The organism is Modestobacter marinus, from assembly GCF_011758655.1.
Classification (GTDB): domain Bacteria; phylum Actinomycetota; class Actinomycetes; order Mycobacteriales; family Geodermatophilaceae; genus Modestobacter; species Modestobacter marinus.
The window spans coordinates 1,467,101-1,485,827 of sequence record NZ_JAAMPA010000001.1; the positions used below are offsets into that span (position 1 = coordinate 1,467,101).

12 protein-coding genes are annotated in these 18,727 nt (G+C 73.6%); 4 read left to right on the forward strand and 8 right to left on the reverse strand.

Annotated elements, in window-relative coordinates:
* Positions 1-57 precede the first annotated feature (57 nt).
* Both FB380_RS06910 and FB380_RS06915 read left to right on the forward strand, forming a co-directional pair.
* The gene (locus tag FB380_RS06910; protein WP_229681777.1) at positions 58-4,959 is read left to right on the forward strand and encodes an NAD-glutamate dehydrogenase; all 4,902 of its coding nucleotides are present in this window, start codon (positions 58-60) and stop codon (positions 4,957-4,959) included.
* A 68-nt stretch (positions 4,960-5,027) separates the two neighbouring features.
* Complete coding sequence (locus FB380_RS06915) at positions 5,028-5,477, forward strand: PGPGW domain-containing protein (protein WP_166754428.1); 450 nt, start codon at positions 5,028-5,030, stop codon at positions 5,475-5,477.
* A 4-nt stretch (positions 5,478-5,481) separates the two neighbouring features.
* Here FB380_RS06915 and FB380_RS06920 read toward each other — a convergent pair whose 3' ends face one another.
* From FB380_RS06920 to yaaA, 4 genes are all read right to left on the reverse strand, one after another.
* Positions 5,482-7,185 carry a glycoside hydrolase family 13 protein gene (locus tag FB380_RS06920; protein WP_166754429.1) on the reverse strand — a complete coding sequence of 568 codons (1,704 nt, stop codon included), beginning with the start codon at positions 7,183-7,185 and terminating at the stop codon, positions 5,482-5,484.
* A 12-nt stretch (positions 7,186-7,197) separates the two neighbouring features.
* A complete protein-coding gene (locus tag FB380_RS06925; protein WP_166754430.1) occupies positions 7,198-8,619 on the reverse strand; it encodes an amidase in 1,422 nt (473 codons plus the stop codon).
* Positions 8,620-8,708: 89 nt separating this feature from the next.
* A complete protein-coding gene (locus FB380_RS06930) occupies positions 8,709-10,001 on the reverse strand; it encodes a hypothetical protein (RefSeq protein WP_166754431.1) in 1,293 nt (430 codons plus the stop codon).
* A 96-nt stretch (positions 10,002-10,097) separates the two neighbouring features.
* On the reverse strand, positions 10,098-10,856 hold the full coding sequence (gene yaaA / locus FB380_RS06935) for a peroxide stress protein YaaA (protein WP_166754432.1): 759 nt from the start codon (positions 10,854-10,856) through the stop codon (positions 10,098-10,100).
* 129 nt (positions 10,857-10,985) lie between these two features.
* Between yaaA and FB380_RS06940 the strand changes: the two genes are divergently transcribed.
* Positions 10,986-11,837 carry a PP2C family protein-serine/threonine phosphatase gene (locus tag FB380_RS06940; protein WP_166754433.1) on the forward strand — a complete coding sequence of 284 codons (852 nt, stop codon included), beginning with the start codon at positions 10,986-10,988 and terminating at the stop codon, positions 11,835-11,837.
* A 27-nt stretch (positions 11,838-11,864) separates the two neighbouring features.
* Here FB380_RS06940 and FB380_RS06945 read toward each other — a convergent pair whose 3' ends face one another.
* The 4 genes from FB380_RS06945 to FB380_RS06960 form a co-directional block, all read right to left on the reverse strand.
* Complete coding sequence (locus FB380_RS06945; RefSeq protein WP_229681778.1) at positions 11,865-13,094, reverse strand: SPL family radical SAM protein; 1,230 nt, start codon at positions 13,092-13,094, stop codon at positions 11,865-11,867.
* Between the two features lie 38 nt (positions 13,095-13,132).
* Positions 13,133-14,737 (reverse strand): HNH endonuclease signature motif containing protein, encoded by a 1,605-nt coding sequence (locus FB380_RS06950; protein ID WP_166754434.1) that lies wholly within the window; start codon positions 14,735-14,737, stop codon positions 13,133-13,135.
* A 369-nt stretch (positions 14,738-15,106) separates the two neighbouring features.
* Complete coding sequence (locus FB380_RS06955) at positions 15,107-15,910, reverse strand: exodeoxyribonuclease III (RefSeq protein ID WP_166754435.1); 804 nt, start codon at positions 15,908-15,910, stop codon at positions 15,107-15,109.
* A 28-nt stretch (positions 15,911-15,938) separates the two neighbouring features.
* Positions 15,939-16,901, reverse strand: a complete 963-nt coding sequence (locus FB380_RS06960; RefSeq protein WP_166754436.1) for an acyl-ACP desaturase — start codon at positions 16,899-16,901, stop codon at positions 15,939-15,941.
* Between the two features lie 242 nt (positions 16,902-17,143).
* Between FB380_RS06960 and FB380_RS06965 the strand changes: the two genes are divergently transcribed.
* Positions 17,144-18,718 carry an LCP family protein gene (locus tag FB380_RS06965; RefSeq protein ID WP_166754437.1) on the forward strand — a complete coding sequence of 525 codons (1,575 nt, stop codon included), beginning with the start codon at positions 17,144-17,146 and terminating at the stop codon, positions 18,716-18,718.
* The last annotated feature ends 9 nt before the right edge of the window (positions 18,719-18,727 follow it).

Sequence of the window (18,727 nt, forward strand, 5' to 3'; positions counted from 1 at the left end):
CCGTCCACCCGCACCCCGGCCGGTGAGGCGCCCGTCGACGGCCCTGTCGAGAGTTCCGTGGACAGCCTCGTCGACATGGCCTCGCTGGAGGCGGCGCAGGAGGAGAAGCGCCGGCTGCTGGACCGGGCGGCGACGGCGGCACGCGGGCAGCTGACCGGTCAGGGTGCTCTCCCGGCCGGCGTCGAGGCGGCCGACGCCCCCGTCCTGCTGCACCGCTTCTACGCCGGTGAGCCGGCCGCCGAGGTGGTCGGCCACGACCCCGCCGAACTGGCCGCCCTGGCGCTGGGGCACCTCCGGCTGGCGGCCTCCCGCCGGCCGGGCACGCCGGTCGTCGACGTCCACCGCACCGACGGCGGGCGGGCCGTGCTCCGGGTCGTCGTCGACGACATGCCCTTCCTCGTCGACTCGGTGACCGCCGAGGTGACCCGGCAGGGCATCGCCCCCGAGCACGTCGTGCACCCGGTCGTGGTCGTCCGCCGGGACGCCGACGGGGAGCTCGTCACCTTCTGCGACAGCGCCGACGCGGCCACCTGCGGTGCCGACGCGATCGCCGAGTCCTGGATGTCCGTCGTGCTCTCCGGGCAGGTCGACGACGAGGCGGCCACCGACCTGCTGGCCGGGATCGGGGCGGTGCTCGACGACGTCCGCCGCGCGCACACCGACGCAGCTGCACTGGCGGGGCGGGCCGAGGAGATCGCCGACGCACTGGACCGCCTGCCGGCCCCCGAGGACGCCGGGCACCCCGCCGACGACCCGGCCGAGGCCGCGGCCCTGCTCCGCTGGCTGGCCCGCGGCAACTTCCTCTTCCTCGGCGCCCGCACCGTCGAGCTGGTCGGGGACGCCGCCGAGCCGGCGGTCGACGTGGTCGCCGGCTCCGAGCTCGGCGTGCTGCGCAGCTCCCCCCAGCGGGCCACCTCGGTGGCACCGGCCGCGCTGGCCGCCCCGGGCGCGGTCGCCGCCCGCCGGGTCCGGGTCACCAAGGGCGACGCCCGGTCCACCGTCCAGCGCCCGGCCTGGCTGGACCTGGTCGTCGTCGACCTGCCCAGCGACTCGCCGGGCAGCCGGGGCCGCCAGCACCTGCTGGTGGGGCTGTTCCCGAACGAGGCCTACACCAGCAGCGTCCGGGACGTGCCGCTGATCCGGCGGACCGCGGACGCCGTCCTGGCGCGCTCGGGGGTGCCCGCGGACAGCCACTCGGGCAAGCAGCTGCTCGACGTCCTGGAGACCTACCCGCGCGACGAGCTGCTGCAGGTCGACGTCGACGAGCTGCTGCCGGTGGCGCTGGCCGTGCTGCACCTGCGGGAACGCCGGCAGACCCGGTTGTTCCTCCGCCGCGACCCGTTCGGCCGGTTCTTCTCCGCCCTGGTCTACCTCCCCCGCGACCGGTACACGACGCAGGTCCGGCTGACCATGCAGCGGCTGCTGCTGGAGCACCTGGGCGGCACGCACGTCGAGTTCACCGTCCGCTCCAGCGAGTCGGTGCTCACCCGCCTGCACTTCGTCGTCCGGGTGCCGGTGAGCCGGCGGGGCGGCCCGTCGCTGCCCGACGTCGACGTCCCGGCGCTGGAGGTGGCGCTGGCCGCGGCCGCCCGCAGCTGGACCGACGACCTGGCCGAGGCCCTCGCGGCACGGCACGGCGACGACGGCCCCCGGCTGCTGGCCCGGGTCGCCGACGCCTTCCCCGCGGCCTACCAGGAGGAGTTCCCGGCGCAGGCGGCCGTGGAGGACCTCGCCCGGCTGGACCGGCTGGCCCCCGGCGGGCTGGACCTGCGGCTGCGGACGCCGGCCGGCCCCGAGGGCGAGCGCCGGCTGACCGTCTACCGGGTGGGGGAGCGGCTGCTGCTGTCCGACGTGCTGCCGGTGCTGCAGCACATGGGCGTCGAGGTGCTGGACGAGCGGCCCTACGAGATCGACCGGATCGGCGCCCCGCTGGCCTGGGTGTACGACTTCGGCCTGGCGTCGCCGACCGTCGAGGTGCCCTTCGCCGGCACGCTGCCCGAGCGCTTCACCGACACGATCACCGCCGTGTGGGCCGGCCGCGCGGAGGACGACGCCCTCAACTCCCTGGTGCTGCTGGCCGGGCTGACCTGGCGCCAGGTGGCCGTGCTGCGCGCCTACGCGCAGTGGCTGCGGCAGGGCGGGCTGCCCTTCGGCGAGGGCTACGTGCAGGAGACGCTCGCCGCGCACCCGGGGATCGTGGCCCGGCTGGTGGCGCTGTTCGAGACGCGGTTCCACCCCGACCGGTCGGCGGGCCGGGAGGCGCGCACCACCGCCCTCGTCGACTCGCTCACCGACGCGATCGGCGAGGTCGCCTCGCTGGACGCCGACCGGGTGCTGTCCTCGCTGCTGGCCGCCGTCCGGGCGACCCTGCGGACGACGGCGTACACGGCCGGCGTGTTCACCGAGGGAGCCCCGCTGGCGCTCAAGCTCGACCCCTCCGCCGTCCCCGACCTGCCCGAGCCCCGCCCGGCGCGGGAGGTGTGGGTCAGCTCGCCGAGGGTGCTCGGCGTCCACCTGCGCTTCGGTGCGGTGGCCCGCGGCGGGCTGCGCTGGAGCGACCGGCGGGAGGACCTGCGCACCGAGGTGCTCGGCCTGGTCAAGGCGCAGACGGTGAAGAACACCGTGATCGTGCCGACCGGGGCCAAGGGCGGCTTCGTCGTGCTGCGCGGGCCGGGCGAAGGCGCGTCCCGGGACGACGTGGTCGCCGAGGGCAAGGCCTGCTACACCCAGTTCATCGGCGCCCTGCTGGCCCTCACCGACAACCTGGTGGACGGCGCCGTCGTCCCGCCGGAGCGGGTGGTCCGGCACGACGGGGACGACACCTACCTGGTGGTCGCGGCCGACAAGGGGACGGCGACCTTCTCCGACCTGGCCAACTCGGTGGCCCTCGAGCGCGGGTTCTGGCTGGGTGACGCCTTCGCCTCCGGCGGCTCGGTGGGCTACGACCACAAGGCGATGGGCATCACCGCCCGCGGCGCCTGGGAGTCGGTCACCCGGCACTTCCGTGAGCTGGGCGTGGACGTGCAGAGCCAGGAGGTCACCGTCGTCGGCATCGGCGACATGTCCGGTGACGTGTTCGGCAACGGGATGCTGCTGTCGGAGCACCTGCGGCTGGTGGCGGCCTTCGACCACCGGCACGTCTTCGTCGACCCGACCCCGGACGCCGCCGCCTCCTTCGCCGAGCGCCGGCGGCTGTTCGCGCTGCCGCGGTCCTCGTGGGCCGACTACGACCGCTCGCTGATCAGCCCCGGCGGCGGGGTGTGGCCGCGGACGGCGAAGTCGGTGCCGGTCTCCGCGCCGATGCGCGAGGCGCTGGGGCTGGCCGACGACGTGGAGGCGCTGAGCCCGCCGGAGCTGGTGCGCGCGGTGCTGCTCGCCCCGGTCGACCTGCTGTTCAACGGCGGGATCGGCACCTACGTGAAGGCCGCCGGGGAGAGCGCGCTGGACGTGGGGGACAAGGCCAACGACGCGGTGCGGGTCGACGGCGGCCAGCTGCGGGTCCGGGTGGTCGGCGAGGGCGGCAACCTGGGCCTGACCCAGCGGGGGCGGATCGAGTACGCCCTGGCCGGCGGCCGGGTGAACACGGACGCGATCGACAACTCCGCGGGCGTCGACACCTCCGACCACGAGGTCAACATCAAGATCGCGCTGAACCGGGTGGTGGACGACGGGCGGTTGGACCCGGCCGGCCGGGCGCGGCTGCTGGAGGAGATGACCGACGAGGTCGCCGCGGCCGTGCTCGGGGACAACTACGCGCAGAACGCCACCCTGGCCACCGAGTGCGCCGCGTCCCGCGGTCTGCTCGACGCACACCAGCGGTACCTGCGGGCGCTGGAGCGCTCCGGCCGGCTGGACCGCGTGGTGGAGGACCTGCCCGACGACCGCGCGATCACCGAGCGCCGCCGCGACGGCCAGGCCCTGACCGGCCCCGAGCTCTCCGTGCTGCTGGCCTACGCCAAGATCGAGGCCGGCGACGCGGTGCTGGACTCGGGCCTGCCCGACGACCCGGCGCTGGCCGAGCTGCTCCAGGAGTACTTCCCGACCGCACTGCGCGCCCGCTTCCCCACCGCGCTGGCCGGTCACCCGCTGGACCGCGAGATCGTGGCCACGGTGCTGAGCAACCGGGCGGTGAACACCGCCGGCGTCACCGGGCTGTTCCGGCTGGGTGAGGAGACCGGCGCCCCGGTCGCCGCGGTCGTGCGGGCGCACACCGTGGCCCGGGCGGTGTTCGACGTCGACCGGCTGTGGGACGCCCCCCGGGACCTGGACAACCGGGTCCCGGCCGCCACCCAGGTGCACCTGCGCACCGAGGCGACCCGGCTGGCCGAGCGGAGCACCCGCTGGCTGCTGCGGATCCCCGAGCTGACTGCGGAGCCGGCGGCGACGCTGGCCCCGGTGATCGAGCGGTTCGCCGGGCCGGTCGCCGAGGTGCGCGCCGGCCTGCCCGGCTGGCTGCTGGGCGCCGACGCCGAGGCCTACGCCGAGCGGGCCGCGGAGCTGCGGGCCGCCGGCGTCCCGCCGGAGCTGGCCGCCGTGGTCGCGGCGGCGCCGCTGCTGCCGACCGCGCTGGACCTGGCGGTGGTCGCCGAGGACACCGGCGCGCCCATCGCGCTGGCGGCCCAGGTGTCGCAGTGCCTGGCCGAGCGGCTGGGCCTGGTGCCACTCCGTGAGCTGGTCATCGGGCTGCCCCGGGACCGGCGCTGGCCGTCGATGGCCCGGGCGAGCCTGCGCGACGACCTGGCGAGCGAGCAGGCGACGCTCACCGCTGACGTGCTGGGCCTGCGGAACTCCGACGGCGAGGCCGCGGCGGAGCTCGTCGAGCGGTGGGTCGACGCCTGGGACGTCGCCCAGCAACGGGCCGCGGCCCAGCTCGCCGACCTCGCCGCCGGTGACCGGCACGAGCTGGCCGAGCTGCTGGTCGCCGTCCGCACGCTCCGGGGGCTGCGCCGCCGCCGCTGAGGGCAACGTCCGCGACACGCCGACGTGGGTGGAGTAGGGAGCCACCCGGTGGGGCACGACCGGAAATCGTGAAGACCGTCGTGATCGCCACCCTGGGTGGCCTGCTGACCCTCGCCGGGATCGGCCTGCTGGTGCTGCCCGGCCCCGGCTTCGTCCTCGTCGCCGCCGGGCTGGCGGTGCTGGCCACCCGCTTCACCTGGGCGCGCAAGCCACTCGACTACGCCCAGGACAAGGCGGTGGCGGGCGTCGAGGAGGTCGGCCGAAGCCCGTGGCGCGCGGCCGGGGCCGTCGTCGCCGCCCTCGCGCTGGTCGCCGTCGGCGTGCTCGCGCTCTCCGGGGTGGAACTGCCCTTCGTCAACGCGCTGAGCGCCGTCGTCCTGGTGCTCTCCGGCCTGTTCCTGGTGGGCACGGTGGTCTTCGCCCGCAAGCACGAGAAGGTCATGGTCGCCCGGGCCCACCGCCCGGCCGGGGTCGCCGGCACGGACGGCGCCTACCGGGTGGCGCCCACCACCGAGTGAGTCCTCAGGGCAGCCGCACGACCCGGGCTTCCCAGGCCGCCAGCCGCAACGGGTCCGGGTCGGGGAGGTTGCCCAGCACCAGCTCGGCGTCCACCGCGGCCGGCAGCAGGTCGGCCAGGGAGTGTGCCGTCGCACTGACGTTGCACACCACGAGCAGCGTCTCCCCGTCCAGTGAGCGGGTGAACGCGTAGACCTCCTCGTGCCCGGGGAGCAGCATGGTGAAGTCGCCCAGCTGGACCGTCCGGGAGGCGTGCCGCAGCGCGATCAGTGCCCGGTGGTGGGCCAGGACGGACCGCGGGTCCGTGCGCTGCGCCGCGGCGTTCCACTCGCGGTGGTCGGGGTTGACCGCGATCCACGGCGTCCCGGTGGTGAAGCCGGCGTGTTCGGTGGCGTCCCACTGCACCGGGGTGCGGGCGTTGTCCCGGCTGACCGGCCGGATCGCGGCCAGCACCGCCTCGGGGTCGTGCCCGGCGGCGACCGCCTGGGCGAAGTGGTTGAGCGATTCGACGTCCCGGAAGTCGGCCAGCGTCGCGAACGGGGCGTTGGCCATGCCCAGCTCCTCGCCCTGGTAGACGTAGGGCGTCCCGCGGTGCAGGTGCAGCAGGGTCGCCAGGCAGGTGGCGGAGTCCCGCCGGTGCTCGGGGCTGTCGTCACCGAACCGGGAGACCGCCCGCGGCTGGTCGTGGTTGTCCCAGTAGAGGGAGTTCCACCCCACCTCGGCCAGCCCGGCCTGCCAGCGCCCGAAGGAGGCCTTGAGGTCGGTCAGTCGCAGCGGCCGGGCGTGCCACTTGTCCCCGTCGAAGTCCAGCCCCACGTGCTCGAACTGGAACACCATGTCGACCTCGGCCCGGGCCGGGTCGGTGAACAGCCGCGCCTGCTCCACGGTCACGCCGGGCATCTCGCCGACGGTCAGCAGCCGCTCGGGCCGCCCGGCGAACACCTCGCGGTGCATCTCCTGCAGGAACTCGTGGATGCGCGGCCCGCAGAGGTAGGACGCCGACCCGTCGCCGTACGGCGCGCCCGGCAGGGGTGGGCCGTCGTGCAGGCTGCCGTCGGGGGCGACGTCCTTGGAGATCATGTTGATGACGTCCATCCGGAAGCCGTCGACCCCGCGGTCCAGCCACCACCGCATCATCGCGTAGATCGCCTCGCGGACCTGCGGGTTCTCCCAGTTCAGGTCGGGCTGGGTGCGGTCGAACAGGTGCAGGTAGTACTCCCCGCTGGCCTCGTCCAGCTCCCAGGTCGGGCCGGAGAAGAAGGAGTGCCAGTTGGTCGGCTCGGCGCCGGGCGCACCCGCGGTCAGGCCTGCCCGCGCCGGCCGCCACCAGTACCAGTCGCGCTTGGGCGAGGTGCGCGACGCCCGGCTCTCCTGGAACCACGGGTGCTGGTCGCTGGTGTGGTTGACCACCAGGTCCATGACCAGCTTCATCCCGCGCTCGTGCACCTCCGCGAGCAGCTCGTCGAACTGCTCCAGCGTGCCGAACGTCGGGTCGATGGCCTGGTAGTCGCTGATGTCGTAGCCGTTGTCCGCCTGGGGCGAGGCGTACACCGGTGACAGCCACAGGACGTCGACGCCCAGGTCGGCCAGGTGGTCCAGCCGGTGCCGGATGCCGGCGAGGTCACCGATGCCGTCGCCGTCGGAGTCCATGAACGACCGCGGGTAGACCTGGTAGACGACGGCACTGGTCCACCACGGGGTGTCGGTCACCGCCCCACCCTCTCAGCCCAGCGGTGGTCGCCGCAGCCCGTGGCCGGTGGCCTGCTCGAACGCGTGCCCGACCTCCAGCACCGTCCGGTCGGCCCGCGGCGCCCCGATGACCTGCAGGCCCACCGGCAGCCCGTCGGGGGTGAACCCGCCGGGCACCGACAGCGCCGGGCACCCGGTCGCCGAGATGAGCGTGCACGACCGCATCCAGCCCAGGTAGTCCTCCTGCGGGACGCCGGCGACCTCGGTCGGGTACTCCTGCTCCACCGGGAACGGCAGCACCTGGGTGGTCGGGGCCAGCAGCACGTCGTAGCGCTCGAAGAACTCGACGACCCGCTGGTACAGCGCCGTGTGCGCCACCTCCGCGCGGCCGACGTCGGCGCCGGTCAGCTCGGCGCCGCGGGCGGCGTTCCAGCGGATCGTCTCCTTGACCTGGTCCGGGTGCCGGCGCACCAGGTCGCCGTAGCTGGCCTCGAACAGCCAGGCCCGCAGCACGCCGAACGCCTCGTCGGCGCCGGTGAGGTCCGGGCAGTCCTCCTCGACGGTCGCGCCGAGGTCGCGGAACACCCCGAGCTGCGCCATCAGCACCGCGGTGATCGCCGGGTCGACCGGGACCCGGCCGCCCAGGTCGGGCGCCCAGGCCACCCGCAGGCCGGTCAGCTCGGTCGGCAGCGGTGCGGCCAGCGGCGCGCCGGGCTCGCTCAGCGAGATCGGCACCCGCGGGTCGGGGCCGGCCAGGGCGGACATGGCCAGCGCGACGTCGGCGACGGTGCGGCCCATCGGTCCCTGCACCGACAGCTGCGACCAGCCGATCGCCGTCGGGTGGCTGGGCACCCGGCCGGGCGTGGGGCGCAGCCCGACGACGTTGCAGAACGCGGCCGGGTTGCGCAGCGAGCCGCCCATGTCGCTGCCCTCGGCGAGCGGCACCAGCCCGGCGGCCAGGGCCGCGGCCGCACCGCCGGAGGAGCCCCCGGCGGACAGCCCGTGCCGGTAGGGGTTGTGGGTGGCGCCGAAGAGGGTGTTGAAGGTGTGCGACCCGGCCGCGAACTCCGGCACGTTCGTCTTGCCGACCCGGATCGCCCCGGCGGCGCGGAGCCGGGCGACCACGAGCTCGTCCTCGGCCGGCACGTTCTCGGCGTGCAGCGGCGAGCCCCAGGTGGTCCGCATGCCGCCGGTGACGTGGGTGTCCTTGTGGGCGACCGGCAGCCCGTGCAGCGGGCCGATCGGCTCCCCCGCGGCCTGCCGGGCGTCGGCGGCGTCGGCCGCGGCCCGGGCACCCTCGGCGTCCAGGGTGACGATCGCGTTGAGCTCCGGGTTCAGCCGCTCGATCCGGTCGAGGTGGGCGTCCATCAGCTCCCGGGCGGAGACCTCCCGGTCGCGGACCAGCGCGGCCAGCTCGGTCGCCGGACGGGTGCACAGCTCGTCGAGGTCGCTCACCCCGGCGACCGTACTGGGTATCTCAGCGTTGAGGAACCTCGTGCGTGTGTGAGGGTAGGCATCAGGTGTCGCAGGCAGCAGACCAGGAGCTAACGAGCTGCGATCAGCAGGGCGGCTCCATCACTCGATACAGACCAAGCCCGGTGCGAGTCTTGCGGTCGTTGAGTTCGATCAATCCGGAGTGACTCACCCTGTGCATGCAACACCGCTGCCGCGTTGCCGTGAAGCAAGGCTTCGTCCAACTCCTCAGTCACACCCAGGAAGATCTCTATTCGTCCGCCCGGGAGGGAGATATCAGTGCTTACTCCGATGAGTCCTACGCCCCCGGCGATCTCGCGGGTCTCACGGCTGGGCAGGTCGTCGGCCCTACGAGTCTTCCTGGCTAGTAGGTCGTCCGGGGCCCAGCGGCGAAAGGCTGCGGCACTGTTGCCAAAATCAGCAAGGTTTGCCCAGGATGCCCGTATTGCGTTTGCAGCCGCGTCTTCCGCCACTCCATCTTCGGCGCCGAGTTCCACGTCCGCTCGGTTGTCCAGCCTCTCGGCGTCGATGGTGATCTCTAGTCCCGCCTCCCCTTCGTGCAAAGCTTCGGGAGGGGTGTAGGTGAGTGTGGACCTAGCCGCGTTCCTGCTTGGGTTGCGAGCGTCTCGTTTCAGCTTCAGAGCGTTGTAGTATAGGTATTCGCCATCCATCACGGTGCTGACTGCCAAGCCGCGAGGAATCCGTTCGTCCAACTCCACTCCTAGCAGTTGCTGGCCAGCGGTGGCGAGTTGCCTGACGCTGTGGCTGTCGGACCGGGTCCCTTTGCTCTCAAGCATCAAGATGCGGAGTCGCTGTAGGTCTCGCGGGTCCTGACTGATCATGACGTAGTCAGCTCGCTTCCCCCCGGATTGGGAGACCCGCTTGTTGGCACCCCACTTTTGCAGGGTGCGCTTCCCGATCGCCACGTCGATGTCGACAACGTGGTGTCTTGCAGCAGTTCCGAGCAGGTGATTGATCCAGTGTTCGGCTACGAGCACGGAGAAGCCCACGCCCAGTTCCTCGCTCAGAACGCGTCGCTGATTTCCTCTGATGCGGCGGCCGGCGGTGGAAAGGCGGAGCGCTGGCTCGGCAGTTAGGGCGCCTAGGTAGCGAAACAGAGCCCAGTAGCGGTACTGGTCCAGGAAATCCTGCTGGTGGTTCGGCTTGGTTGCCTTGGCCAGGTTCAGCAATGCATCCAGGATGCTCGTCTCGAGTCCTGCGTCGAGTGCAGGGTGTGCCTCCAAGACGGTGGAGTGGCCGGCAGTCGTCAAGGCCGTGTGAACACGCGCCTCGAGGTCGCCGTTGCTCCTGCCTTCCAGGTAGACGGGCGTCTGGGCGGCGGCTAGTACATCTGCGATGTCCATTGCAGCGATGCTATTTAGTGCGTCAGGTGGACAGACGCGACTCGCCTTACCGGACTGTCCCTCGTTGAGTCACCCCTGTCTCAACCCTGCCAGCCGTCAGCGGGTCACCGCTGCGGCCGGGACGACGAGGGTCAGCTCCGTCCCGCCGTCGTGTTCCACGTGCAACCCGCCCCGGCGCAGCAGCGCCCGCAGCCGGACGACGGAGTCCGGCTCGGCCGTGGTGGTCGCCAGCAGCCGTGCCAGCCGGCCCTTGTGCGCCTTGTTGAAGTGGGAGACGACCGCCCGGGTGCCGTCGGGGCGCTCGCTGAGCACCTGCACGGTGATCGCGCCCGGCACCGGGGCCAGCTCGGCGTAGGCGCCCGACCGCAGGTCGACCACCAGGTCGTCGACGCCGGCCAGCACGTCGGTGAGCACCGGCTTCCACAGCGAGCGCAGGGTCGGCAGCCCGGGCAGGGAGCTGCCCGCGGAGAGCCGGTAGGCGGGGACGGGGTCGTCGGCCCGCAGCAGCCCGAACAGCGCCGACCCCACCGCGAGCCGCCCGGCGGCCCGGCGTCGCTGCGCGCGGGTGAGGGACCGGACGTCCAGCGCGTCGTAGAGCACGCCGGTGTAGCGCTCGATCGCCGGCATGGTCGGGCTGGTGCGCAGCGCGGCGTTGCGGGCGATCTCGCCGTCCTGGGCGGGGGAGAGGCCGAGGGCCGCGCGGGCGGCCGGGACGTCGGCGGCGAGGGTCACCACCGCCTCCACCAACTGCTCCCGGAGGGGGTTCAGCTCCGGGGTGCCGAGGGCACCCAGGTCCAGTGGGGCGCCGTCCCCACCGGGGTGCTTGGTCTCCGACGGCGGCAGCAGGACGAGCACGAGGACGAACGGTAGGTGACCGCGCGCGCCGTGTTCGTGCGCGCCCCCGGGTCGCGTGATCTACCGTTCGGCGACCGCTGCGTTCGCAGTGCAGGGTGGTCGGCCGGTGAGGACAGGAGGTGACGGCAGGTGCTCGTGCTGGACAGTGCAGCCGTCTCCACCCGCGGTCCCCGCCCGGACAACCAGGACTCCGCGGTCGCCGGCCCGCGGCTGATCGGCATCGCCGACGGGGTCGGCGGCAACGTCGGCGGCGCGGTCGCCTCCTCGCTGGTGGTCAACTGGCTGGCCCCGCTGGCCACCGGCAGCACCGGCGAGGGTGCGGACGACCCGGTGCGGATCGTGGCCAGCGCGAACGAACGGATCCGGGCCGCCTACACCGAGCGCCCGCGGCTGCGGACGATGGCGACCACGATGACCGTGCTGTACGTCGACGCCGACGGGCTGGCGCTGCTGCACATCGGCGACTCCCGCGGCTACCTGCTCCAGGACGGCGAGCTGCAGCAGGTCAGCACCGACCACACCCTGGTCCAGGCGCTGATCGACGCCGGCTCGCTCACGCCGGCCGAGGCGAAGGTGCACCCCCAGCGGTCGGCGGTCTACGCGGCCCTGCACGGCGCGGACGACGACGTCGCCGCGGTCGACGTGCTGCGGCTGGAGGCGCGCGCCGGTGACCGGGTGATGGTCTGCTCCGACGGGCTGTCCGACGTCGTCCCGCCGGCGGTGCTGTGCGACCTGCTGGCTGCCGAGGGCACGCCCCTCGAGGCCGCTGCGCGCCTGCGGGACGCCGCGCTGGCCGGGCCGCCCACCGACAACATCACCGTCGTCGTCGCCGACGTGCTGGAGGAGGTGCCGGACGGCGGCCCGGTGCGGGTGTGCACGTTCGGCGCGGCCACCGAGCTCCGCGAGGAGACCGCCGAGGCGCTGGAGGCCGTCTGGCCCGGCCCGGTGCCGGTCGGCCTGGTCCAGCACCGCCCCCGCTGAGCTCTGAGCCCTGATCTGAGCCGCGGCTCAGGTCCAGTAGAGCAGCCGGGCGTCGGGCAGCCGGTCGGCGATCGCGCCCTGGAACCAGCTCCGCAGCTCCGCCATGGTGTCGCGCGGGTAGACGTGCTTCACGGCCCCGAACTTGCCGCGCTTGGTGGTCCTGGTCGTCTCGTCCATCTCCAGCTTCGTGCGCGGGTACCAGTCGGTCAGCGTGGCCTTGCTGCCCGGCGTGAAGCGGTGGGTGATGCACTCGACGGTGAGGTCGGTGCCTCGGGGGAGCGCCGCGGCGACGTCGTCCAGCAGCTGGCCGTACCCCTCCCGCCAGCCCTCCCCGGGCATGATCGGGGCGATGGTCAGCCCGACGGGATAGCCGGCGGCGGCCACCGCGCCCAGGGCGGCGATGCGGCCGGCGACGGGCGAGGTGGCCCCCTCGAAGCGGCGGGCCACCGAGGCGGCGTTCAGCGAGAAGCGCAGCCGGGTCCGGCCGCCGTGCGGCAGGTCGAGCAGGCCGGCGACGTCGTCGAACTTGGTGGTGGCTCGCAGCTGCACCGGCCCGGCCCAGTCGTGGGTGCCGAAGTGGGTGATCGCCGTGGCCAGCCCGCCGGTCAGGTGCTCCAGGGCGAGCGGGTCGGTGTAGCAGGAGGCCTCGAACGTCGTCCCCTCGCCGGCGCGCGCGGCGGACCCGGAGGTGACGGTGCCGTGCCCGACGTAGCCGTCCAGGCCTGTCAGCGCCTCGTCGAGGTCGGCGTACACCCGGGTGATCGGCGGCCCGGACAGCGAGCCGGCCAGGTAGCAGTACTGGCAGTGCGCCGGGCAGCCCTGCGCGAGGTCGAACCGCCAGTCGGCCGAGGGGGCGATCGGCTGGAGCCGGCGCAGCGAGGCCGGCGGGACGACCAGCGCCAGCGTCTGCTTGGCGGCCATGAACGCCGCCCGGTCGCCGTTGCCGCGCAAGGACGGAAGCCGGTCACCGCGCAGCAGCTCGATGTCACTCACCCCGGCTGCCTCCAGCCGGGCCAGCACCCGCTGCCCGTACGGGCGCTCGGCCGCGGAACGGGTGACGAGGACCCGGGACGGCGTCCAGCGCCGGGACGGCGTGGGCGCCGTGACGGGTCGAACGCCGTTGACGGGGGAGGCATCCGACACGGAGCGGAGGGCGGCGACCGGGGCGGCATCCGATGCGGCGGCGGTGTCCGGGGCGGCGGTGTTCGGGGCGGCGAGGAACGGGGTGCTGGCGGGAGCGGTGCGCGCGGTGGGCATCACCTGGTGCAACGGCCACCCGACGGCCGTCCTTCCGTTCAGGCGGCGCGTCGCCGGACGAGGTCGCGGTGGGCCATGAGGGCCCAGACGGCGTGCTGCAGGTCCATCCGCTCGCCGTCGGAGGGGAGGGCTGCGGGCAGCAGGTCTGGGTGCGGGAGCAGTGACGTCAGCCCGTCGCCGGCGGTTCCGCGGAACCGCTCAGCGGTCTCGGACCACGGCCGCCCGCCGTCGGGGGCCACGGCGACCAGCCGGCCCTCGCGCCGGCTGAGCACCAGGTCGTGGTCGTGGACCAGCCCGTGGTCGACGTCGCAGAGCAGGACGAGGTTGGAGACGTCGGTGCGGCCGCCGTGCAGCCAGTGCCGCAGGTGGTGGGCGTGCAGGCGTTCCGGCCGCGTCTCCTCGCAGCCGGGTCGCGCGCAGCCGCCGTCGCGGAGCAGCAGTGCGCGGCGCTGGGCGCGGGTGGCGTACCGCCGCGACCGGCCCTGGGCGAGCACCTCGGGGCCGTCGGTGACGATCGCGGTGACGGCCGCGTCGCAGGCCAGTCGCCGGGCCTGCGCCGGTGTGAGGGCCGGGCCGCCTTCCAGCGCAGCCCTCCCGGCGGCCTCGTCGTCGGCCAGTACCGCGGCGTCCACGACGACGACCACCTCGCGACGGGGCGGGTCCCCGGCGCGACGATCAGCGTCGGCCGCCGCCGCGGCCAGCTGGGTCATCGCCCGGCAGCGGCGCTCGGTCGTCACCGCCAGCGGCTCCACCGCGTCCTCGGCGGGCGGGTCCTCGGCCGGCGGATCGCCGGCGACACCCCTGTGCTGGCGGGGGACGCGGGGAGACAAGGTCCCTCCGGCCGCGGCTCCGCCGTTGGACGAGTCTCCGCCGGCTGGGGCTGCGTCCCCGTCCCCGGCCGGTCGTGAACCGCCGCCGGCCACGCTCCCCTCCGGTTCCTGGACGCCGGCCAGTTCCGGGCCGTCGGCCAGGGCGGCCTGGGCGCGGCGGCGGGCGGCCCGTTCCCGGCGGGCGTCCCGTTCGGCGAGCGACTCGATGGCGGCGAGGAACTCGGCGCCCTGCTCGGCTTCCATCCGGATCTGCACCGAGACCATCCCGTCGTCCTCGATCCACCAGGAGAACCGCCGCCGCTCGGCGACCCGGCCTGAGTCGACGTCGTCGGCCCGGCGCCAGGCCCGCACGGTGCGCTCCACCTGGGATGCGGTGGCGTGCCGGGCGAACTCGACGAGCTCTGCCTCGGTACCCGGCTCGGCGACCCGGGTCAGCGCGCGCACCTTCGAGTAGGAGAGCTCTCCGGCGGAGAAGGCGGCGCTGGTGAGGGGCAGGTTGCGTAGCGCCCGCGCCACCCGGACGTGCTGACGGGCCGTCCCCGGCGTCAGCGCGCACTTCCAGGCCAGCCAGTGCGCACACGAGGTGATGCCGACGCCTCCCCAGCCCTCCCGCTCGTCGAACTCGGCGACCAGTCGCAACCAGGACGCCGTCGCCGCCGCCAGCTGCACCGCACCGGCGCAGATCCGATCACCGAGCGCGTCGAGCGGCTCGAGTGGCTGCCCCACCTCGAGTGGCTCATGGGGCTCGGCCGGCTCGGTGGCCGCCGGGGCGACGACGGACAGTGGCGGGGGAGCGATCAGCGCATCGATCATGTGTTCGAACGTAGCGGGAGCCACTGACAGAACTGCAGGTCAGTGAGGCGGACGGTTCCGCGGAACCGTCCCGACACCGCCCGACGGAGACGTGCGCCGAGTGCTCAGTGCGGCGCCGGCGGCCAGGACGACAGCACCGGTCCACCCGAGGCGCGTGGTGCCGGCGGGAACATCGCGGAACTCACGACAGCGTCAGAACCGTGTCCCCCCCCGTAGCGGGACCGAGCCTCTGGCAGCACGGCGGCCTGCTGCACACCCAGTCGCGCCAGCACTCTGCACCCGTGCTCGTCGCTGCGGTGTCTCCTGGCCACCTCGTGGGAGAGCCGGTGCCCCGTGCCGGTGCGGGCGCCGGATCGCGAGTGGGGTGGGTCAGTCGGCCAGGTCGACGACGACGGGCGCGTGGTCGCTCGCGCCCTTGCCCTTGCGCTCCTCGCGGTCGATACGGGCGCCGGTGACCCGCTGGGTCAGCGCCGGCGAGCCGAGCACGAAGTCGATCCGCATGCCCTCGCGGCGGGGGAAGCGCAGCTGGGTGTAGTCCCAGTACGTGTAGACGCCGGGTCCGGGCGTGTACGGCCGGACGACGTCGGTGAACCCGGCCTCGACCACGCCCCGGAACGCCGCCCGCTCCGGCTCGGAGACGTGCGTGGAGGAGCTGAACACCGAGATGTCCCAGACGTCGTCGTCCTGCGGGGCGATGTTCCAGTCGCCGACCAGCGCGACCTGCGCCTCGGTGTCCTCGCTGAGCCACCCGCCGGCGTGCACCCGCAGCGCCTCCAGCCACTCGAGCTTGTACTGCAGGTGCGGGTCGGTCAGCGTCCGACCGTTCGGCACGTACAGGCTCCACACCTGCACGCCGCCGCAGGTGGCGCCCAGCGCCCGGGCCTCCTGGGCGGGCTCGACGCCCTCCTTCGACGACCACGACGGCATCCCCGGGAAGCCGACCTGGACGTCGCTGAGCCCGACCCGCGACAGCAGCGCGACGCCGTTCCACTGCGAGTGGCCGACGTGCGCGACGTCGTAGCCCAGCGCCCGGAACCGGTCCTCCGGGAACTGCTCGTCCTTGCACTTGGTCTCCTGCAGCGCCAGGACGTCGACGTCACTGCGCTGCAGCCAGGCCTCCACCCGGTCGACTCGGCTGCGGATGGAGTTGACGTTCCAGGTGGCCAGGCGCACGGGTCCCGAGCCTAGGCCGCTCCTCGGCTCAGGCTTGCGGGAGAGGGGTGAGCTCGGTGTCCTGGCGCGCCTGCATGCGGGTGCGCATCCGGTCCCGGCTCTCCACGAACTTGGTGGCCTGCGCGTCGAGCCCGACCAGGAACTGGGCCAGCTCCTCGCGGGCCTGCTCGCCCTCGGGGCCGAGGTTGGTGCGCTCGAACACCTTCCATGCGCGCAGCACGGGCTGGATGACCTCGTCGTGGTGCAGCCGCAGGTCGTAGATGCCGGCCTTGGCGATGAGCACGGAGTTCTTCCGGAAGCCGGCCATGGTCGCGCCGGGCATCTCGAAGCGCATGACCTCGTCGGCGACCGCCCGCATGGTCTTGTCCGGCTCGATCTCGAACGCCGCGGAGACGATGTTCCGGTAGAAGACCATGTGCAGGTTCTCGTCCTTGGCGATCCGGGCGAGCAGCTTGTCGGCGATCGGGTCGCCGGTGGCCTTGCCGGTGTTGCGGTGGCTCACCCGGGTGGCGAGCTCCTGGAAGGAGACGTAGGCGACGGCCTCGAGCGGCGTCTTGTCGCCGGAGTCGTAGCCGGAGGTCATGTAGTCCATCCGGGCCCGCTCGAGCTCGACGGGGTCGACCCCGCGGGTGACGACGAGGTAGTCACGCAGCGCGATGCCGTGCCGGTTCTCCTCCGCCGTCCAGCGGCCGACCCAGGTGCCCCAGGCGCCGTCACGGCCGAAGCGGGTGGCGATCTCCCGGTGGTAGCTGGGCAGGTTGTCCTCGGTGAGCAGGTTGGTGAACATGGCCGCCTTTGCGGTCTCGTCCAGCCGGGACTGCTCCGGCGACCAGTCCTCACCGCCGAGGAAGGCGAAGTCCCGCCCCTCCGACCACGGGACGTAGTCGTGCGGGTGCCATTCCTGGGCGAGCCCGATGTGGCGGTTCAGGTTCTCCTCGACCACCGGCTCGAGCTCGGTGAGCAGAACTGCCTCGCGCGACGTGTGGGACACGATCGACCTCCTCGGGCCGTACCAACGGCTGGTGAGCTGCGGGACCGTGACGACGGGCGGGCGGCCACGGCGGTTCCGCCTCAGCCTTCCGTACCCGGGGAGTGCCGCCCCAGACATGGTGGCGTGACCGGCGTCACGACCTGCGCTTCCAGGGGTGAGACCGTCCCGCGACCCCGTGATATGCGGCCGAAACGGTGCGATCATGGCCCGATGACCGGATCCCGGACGCGTGCGGCTGCTGCGTGAGCGACGACCCAGCCACCCAGCCGGGCCGGCGGCACGGCATCCAGCGCACCGTCCGCGGCTTCGGGCCGGCCCTGCTGCTCACCGTGCTCGGTGCCCTGGTGCCCGGGTCGGCCTTCCTGGCCACCGGACGGCGCCGGCTCGGTGCGGTCGTCGTCGTCGTCTTCATGGTGCTGCTCGGCGCCGTGGCCTACCTGGCCACCACGGGCCTGCGCGACGTGATCCAGGTGGCCGTCGACTCCTCGGCCCTGCGATGGGTGGTCGGCGGCATCATCGCCCTCGCGGTGGCCTGGCTGCTCGTCGTCCTGATCGGTTACGCACTGTTGCTGCCACGCCGGACGCGGGGCTGGCAGCACGTGGTCGGCGCGGTCGTCGTCCTGGCCCTCTGCGCGGGGGTCGTCGTGCCCGCCGCGTGGGCGGTGCGCATCGCCAACGCCCAGGCCGAGCTGCTGGACAACGTGTTCGCCGACCGGGACAGCGCCACGGTCACCGACTCCGGCGACGACGCCCACCCGTTCGGTGACCAGGACGAGGTGAACTTCCTGCTCCTGGGCGGGGACGGCGGCGAGGGCCGCGACGGGGTGCGCACCGACACGGTGATCGTGGCCAACGTGCAGACCGACACCGGCGAGACCACGCTCTTCAGCCTGCCCCGCAACCTGCAGGAGCTGCCCTTCCCCGAGGACAGCCCGCTGGCCGAGGTCTACCCCGACGGCTTCGACGCCGGGTCGGAGTCCGAGAGCCTGCTCAACGCCGTCTACCGCAACGGGCCGGCCTGGTACCCCGACGTCCTCGGCCCGACCGACGACCCCGGCGCCGACTTCCTCAAGCTCGGTGTCGGCGAGGCCCTCGGCCTGGAGATCGACTACTTCGTGCTGGTCAACCTGGACGGGTTCAGCCGGCTGGTCGACGCGCTCGGCGGCATCGACGTCAACGTCAACTACTACGTGCCCATCGGTGGTGAGCCCTCACTCGGGATCCTGCCCGACGACTACATCGAACCCGGCCCGGAGCAGCACATGGACGGCGCCCGTGCCCTCGACTTCGCCCGTGGCCGGTTCGGTCTCACCGACTACCAGCGGATGGACCGCCAGCGGTGCGTGATCAGCGAGATCGTCGAGGCCGCCGACCCGATGACCCTGCTGAGCCGGTTCCAGCAGCTGGCCGCGACGACCCAGGACATCGTGTCCACCGACGTGCCGCAGTCCCGGCTGGACGACCTGGTCGACCTGGCGTTCGAGGTGAAGGACGCCGAGATCCGCAGCGTCGTCTTCGACGACACGGTGATCGACCCGGCCTACCCGGACTACGACCGGATCCGGGCGCTGGTGCAGCAGGCGCTGGGCAACTCCCCGGCGGCTCCCTCGTCCGCCGCGCCCTCGACCAGCGCCGCGCCGTCCACCGATGCCGCGCCGTCCACCGGTGACGAGCCGTCCGGCAGCGCGGAGCCGTCCGGCAGTGCCACCCCGGCGGCGGTGGACCCGGTCGCCGAGGTCACCGACGCCTGCGCCTACGACCCGGCGCAGGCGGCAGCCGCCCGGGCCGAGGGCGAGCCCCCGACCCGCAACGGCTGACGGGCCTCA